General features: G+C 65.5%; 5 protein-coding genes. All 5 read right to left on the bottom strand.

Annotated elements, in window-relative coordinates; all coding sequences use genetic code 11:
- Positions 1-69: 69 nt before the first annotated feature.
- On the bottom strand, positions 70-1,467 hold the full coding sequence (locus QK290_RS18260; protein ID WP_282332078.1) for an L-serine ammonia-lyase: 1,398 nt from the start codon (positions 1,465-1,467) through the stop codon (positions 70-72).
- Positions 1,468-1,529: 62 nt separating this feature from the next.
- Positions 1,530-2,864: a serine hydroxymethyltransferase gene (gene glyA / locus QK290_RS18255; protein WP_282332077.1), complete on the bottom strand. Its 1,335-nt coding sequence runs from the start codon at positions 2,862-2,864 to the stop codon at positions 1,530-1,532.
- Positions 2,861-3,244 carry a glycine cleavage system protein GcvH gene (gcvH, locus tag QK290_RS18250; protein ID WP_282332076.1) on the bottom strand — a complete coding sequence of 128 codons (384 nt, stop codon included), beginning with the start codon at positions 3,242-3,244 and terminating at the stop codon, positions 2,861-2,863. Before gcvH ends, glyA begins: the two co-directional genes overlap by 4 nt.
- Before the next feature lie 60 nt (positions 3,245-3,304).
- Positions 3,305-4,417 (bottom strand): glycine cleavage system aminomethyltransferase GcvT, encoded by a 1,113-nt coding sequence (gcvT, locus tag QK290_RS18245; protein WP_282332075.1) that lies wholly within the window; start codon positions 4,415-4,417, stop codon positions 3,305-3,307.
- 22 nt (positions 4,418-4,439) lie between these two features.
- Positions 4,440-4,644 (bottom strand): hypothetical protein (locus QK290_RS18240; protein ID WP_282332074.1); only part of this gene is annotated, 205 nt, incomplete at its 5' end.

Here is a 4,644-nt window from a genome sequence, read left to right as displayed (position 1 = left end):
GCAGAGTTACGCTGCTCAACGCGCAGCAGCTTCCGGCCTTCTGGTGCCAGTGTCATCAGTTCTCTTCCCTTAGCATTCCACGACGTTGACGGCGAGGCCGCCCATGGCCGTTTCCTTGTATTTGGAGCTCATGTCCCTGCCGGTCTCGCGCATGGTCACGATCACCTCGTCCAGGGACACCCGGTGCGTACCGTCCCCCCACAGCGCCATCTTCGCGGCGTTGATGGCCTTCGCCGCCGCGATCGCGTTGCGCTCGATGCACGGCACCTGGACCAATCCGCCGATCGGATCGCACGTCAGGCCCAGGTTGTGTTCCATCGCGATCTCCGCGGCGTTCTCCACCTGCTGGGGTGTGCCGCCCATGACCTCGGCGAGGGCACCGGCAGCCATCGACGACGCCGACCCCACCTCGCCCTGGCAGCCCACCTCGGCGCCCGAGATGGACGCCTGTTCCTTGTACAGCACCCCGATGGCACCGGCCGTGAGCAGGAACTTGACGCAAACGTCGTCGCGGTCTTCCTGCGTGGCTTTGTCCATCCCGGGCGCGAAATGCAGGGCGTAATACAGGACAGCCGGGATGATCCCCGCGGCACCATTGGTGGGTGCCGTGACAACCCGGCCGCCGGACGCGTTCTCCTCGTTCACTGCCAGGGCGATGAGGTTCACCCATTCCTGCCAGTACTTCGGGTCCCGGTCCTTGTCCTCCTTTTCGAGGCGCTCACGCCAGTCCGGAGCGCGACGGCGGACCTTCAGTCCGCCGGGCAGCAGCCCCTCACGCTTGAGGCTGGTTGCCACGCACTCCTCCATGACGGAGTAGATGTGCAGCAGGCCTTCACGGATTTCCGCCTCCGACCGGGAGGCAAGCTCATTGACGAACATGACCTCGCCGATCGACAGGCCCTTGGACTGGCACCGGCCCAGCAACTCTGCGGCGGTGCGGAACGGCAGCGGCAGCTCCTTCTTGGACTCGTCGAGTTCCTTCAGGGCCGCGTCCTCTTCGCCCTCACGGACAATGAAGCCGCCGCCCACGGAGAAGAACGTGGCCTTGTGCAGGATTTCGCCTTCTCCGTCGCTGACTGTGAAGGTCATGCCATTGGTGTGCCGCGGCAGGACAGTCAGCGGGCGCAGGACCATATCCTTGACCCCGTAAGGCAGGGGTACGGAACCGGCGAGCTGGAGGGTGCCGGTTTCGGCGATCGCGGCGAGCCGCTCCTCCACCTCGGCCGGCAGGATCTTTTCGGGGTGGAACCCCTCCAGGCCCAGCAGGATGGCCGTCATGGTGCCGTGTCCGTGGCCCGTCGCTGCCAAGGACCCGTACAGGTCCACCCGCAGCCCCGCCAACTTGTCCAGGCTGCCGGAGCCCTTAAGCTCCTCGGCAAACACCGCGGCAGCCCGCATCGGGCCGACGGTGTGCGAGCTCGAAGGCCCGATCCCGACGGAGAACAAATCAAAGACTCCAACGGCCATGATGACTTCCTAACTGATACTTCAGTGGTGTGGGGTGGGGTCCGGTCCGCCGGTCCCGGACACTACCCGAGGTTGGCGACAGACGGGTACAGCGGGTGGGCGGCGGCGAGTGCCTCGACCCGGTGACGCAGGCCCGAAAGGTCCGCGCCGGCGTCGGCAATCAATGCCTCGGCGATGATGTCCGCAACTTCGCGGAAGGCTGCCTCGCCGAACCCACGGGTGGCCAGCGCGGGAGTGCCGATCCGGAGACCTGAAGTAACCATCGGCGGCCGCGGATCGAACGGCACGGCGTTGCGGTTGACGGTGATCTCAATCGCGGCCAGGCGGTCCTCGGCCTGCTGGCCGTCCAGCTCGCAGTTGCGCAGGTCAACCAGGACCAGGTGGACGTCGGTGCCGCCGGAGATCACGTTGATGCCCTTGGCGGTGACGTCCGGCTGGACCAGGCGGTCGGCCAGGATGCTGGCGCCGGCGAGGACGCGCTCCTGGCGTTCCTTGAACTCCGGTGTTGCTGCGATCTTGAAGGCCACGGCCTTGCCGGCGATGACGTGCTCCAGCGGGCCGCCTTGCTGGCCCGGGAAGACAGCCGAGTTGATCTTCTTGGCGATCGCGGGGTCGTTGGAGAGGATGATGCCGCCGCGCGGACCGGCGAGGGTCTTGTGCGTGGTGGAGGTGGTGACGTGGGCGTGCGGCACCGGGCTCGGGTGCAGGCCAGCTGCCACCAGTCCGGCGAAGTGCGCCATGTCCACCATCAGGAAGGCACCCACCAGATCGGCGATCCGGCGGAATTCGGCGAAGTCCAGCTGGCGGGCGTAGGCCGACCAGCCGGCAACGATCAGCTGCGGCTTGTGCTCCAGCGCCAGACGCTCCACCTCGGCCATGTCAATGGTGTGGGTGTCTTCGCGGACCTGGTACGGGACCACGTTGTACAGCTTGCCGGAGAAGTTGATCTTCATGCCGTGGGTGAGGTGGCCGCCGTGGGCCAGGTTCAGGCCCATGATGGTATCGCCCGGCTTGATCAGCGCGTGCATGACCGAAGCGTTCGCCTGGGCGCCGGAGTGCGGCTGGACGTTGGCGAACTCGGCACCGAAGAGGGCCTTGACCCGGTCGATGGCCAGCTGCTCGATGACGTCCACGTGCTCGCAGCCACCGTAGTAGCGCTTGCCCGGGTAGCCCTCGGCGTACTTGTTGGTCAGGACCGAACCCTGCGCCTGCATCACGGCAACGGCTGTGTGGTTCTCCGAGGCGATCATTTCCAGACCATTGCGCTGGCGGCCCAGTTCGTCGTCGATCTTGGCGGCGATCTCCGGGTCCAGCACCGACAGGTCGGTGTCCAGGCTCGCGGAGACTACCTGCTCAAAGACTCTGTTTGTGCCCGCGGCCGCGGCAGCGGCGCTCACAGTTCGCCACCGTTTACTTCGGCGTATTCCTGAGCGGACAACAGCGGGCCCTCTTCAGTCACGGTGACCTTGAAGAGCCAGCCGGCACCGTAGGGATCAGAGTTGATGAGTGCAGGATCGCCGACGGCTTCGTCATTGATCTCCGTGACCTCACCCGTCACCGGGGAGTACAGGTCAGAAACGGACTTGGTGGACTCGATCTCACCGCAGGTCTCCCCCGCGGTCACCGTGGAGCCAACCTCGGGCAGGTCCACGTAGACGATGTCGCCCAGCGCCTCAGCGGCAACAGCGGACACGCCAACAACGGACGGGCCCGAGCCATCAGTGGAGATCCACTCGTGCTCGGCGGAATACTTGAGTTCAGCGGCAACCTTAGCCATGTGTGTTTCCTTACGTTTCGAAGTCAGTTGTGGTCGTGCGGACTCAGGGAGCCGGAGGACTTACTTTTGGCGCTTGTAGAACGGCAGGGCGACAACCTCGAAAGGCTCTGCCTTGCCGCGCAGGTCGATGTCCAGGGCGGTACCAATCTCGGCGTGCTCAACGTCGACATAGGCCATCGCGACCGGGTAGCCAAGGGTGGGGCTGGGCTGGCCGGAGGTGACTTCGCCAACCACTGCGCCGTCCTTGAGCACCGGGTAGTGCCCACGGCCGGCGCGACGGCCGAGTCCCTTCAGGCCCACAAGCTTACGCTTCGAACCGGCTTCCTTGGCGGCTGTCAGGGCGGAGCGGCCCACGAAGTCGCCTTCCTTGCTCTTGAGTGCCACAACGCCGCCCAGGCCGGCATCGAACGGTGACCGTTCGAGCGAAAGCTCGTTGCCGTAGAGCGGCATGCCGGCTTCGAGGCGGAGCGAATCGCGTGAGGCGAGGCCGCACGGAACGATCCCGAACTCGGCCCCCGCTTCGGCGACGGACGCCCAGAGGGAGGCGGCGGCGTCGTTCGCGACAAAGAGCTCGAAGCCGTCCTCGCCGGTGTAGCCGGTGCGGGCCAGGATGACGTTGTGGCCGGCCACGGTGAGTTCGTTGAACGCGTAGTACAACAGGCCGGTAACCAGTGCGTGCTGGGCCTCATCGGTCAGCTTGAGCAGGATGGCCTCGGCCTTGGGGCCCTGTACCGCAATCAGCGAGGTGATGGCGGAGGCATCCTCCACCTTCACGTTGAACGCCGCGGCGCGTTCGGCCAGGGCGACGGCGACGGTGGGGGCGTTGCCCGCGTTGGGGACCACGAGGTACTTCTCATCGCCGAAGCGGTACACGATGAGGTCATCGATGATGCCGCCGTCGGCGTTGCAGATGAGTGAGTACTTGGCTTTCCCGTCCGCGATGGCGGAGAGCTTGCCCACGAGTGCATAGTCCAGGAACGCGCCGGCTTCCAGGCCGGAAACCCAGACTTCGCCCATGTGGGAGAGGTCGAACAGGCCGGCAGCCTTGCGCACCGCGTGGTGCTCAGCCAGCTCCGAGCTGTACTTCAGGGGCATCTGCCAGCCACCGAAATCAGTAAAGGAAGCCCCGAGTTTTTTGTGCTCTTCGTAAAGAGCGGTGTAGTTCTCAGTCATTATGAAAGCCTTTCACACGAAACTAGTTCGCGAATTCCTCGATGGGCGGGCAGGAGCAGATCAGGTTGCGGTCCCCGGCTGCGCCGTCGATCCGGCCTACGGGCGGGAAATACTTGTCCTGCTTGAGCGAGGCGAGCGGGAACGCAGCCTGCTCACGCGGGTACTCGCGGGTCCAGTCGGAACTCACGACGGCGGACGCGGTGTGGGGTGCGTGCCGCAGCGGGCTG

The sequence above is a fragment of the Pseudarthrobacter sp. AL07 genome (assembly GCF_029960665.1).
Taxonomy (GTDB): domain Bacteria; phylum Actinomycetota; class Actinomycetes; order Actinomycetales; family Micrococcaceae; genus Arthrobacter.
Note: the sequence above shows the minus strand (reverse complement) of the source record. Positions and strands in the feature narration are given on the sequence as shown.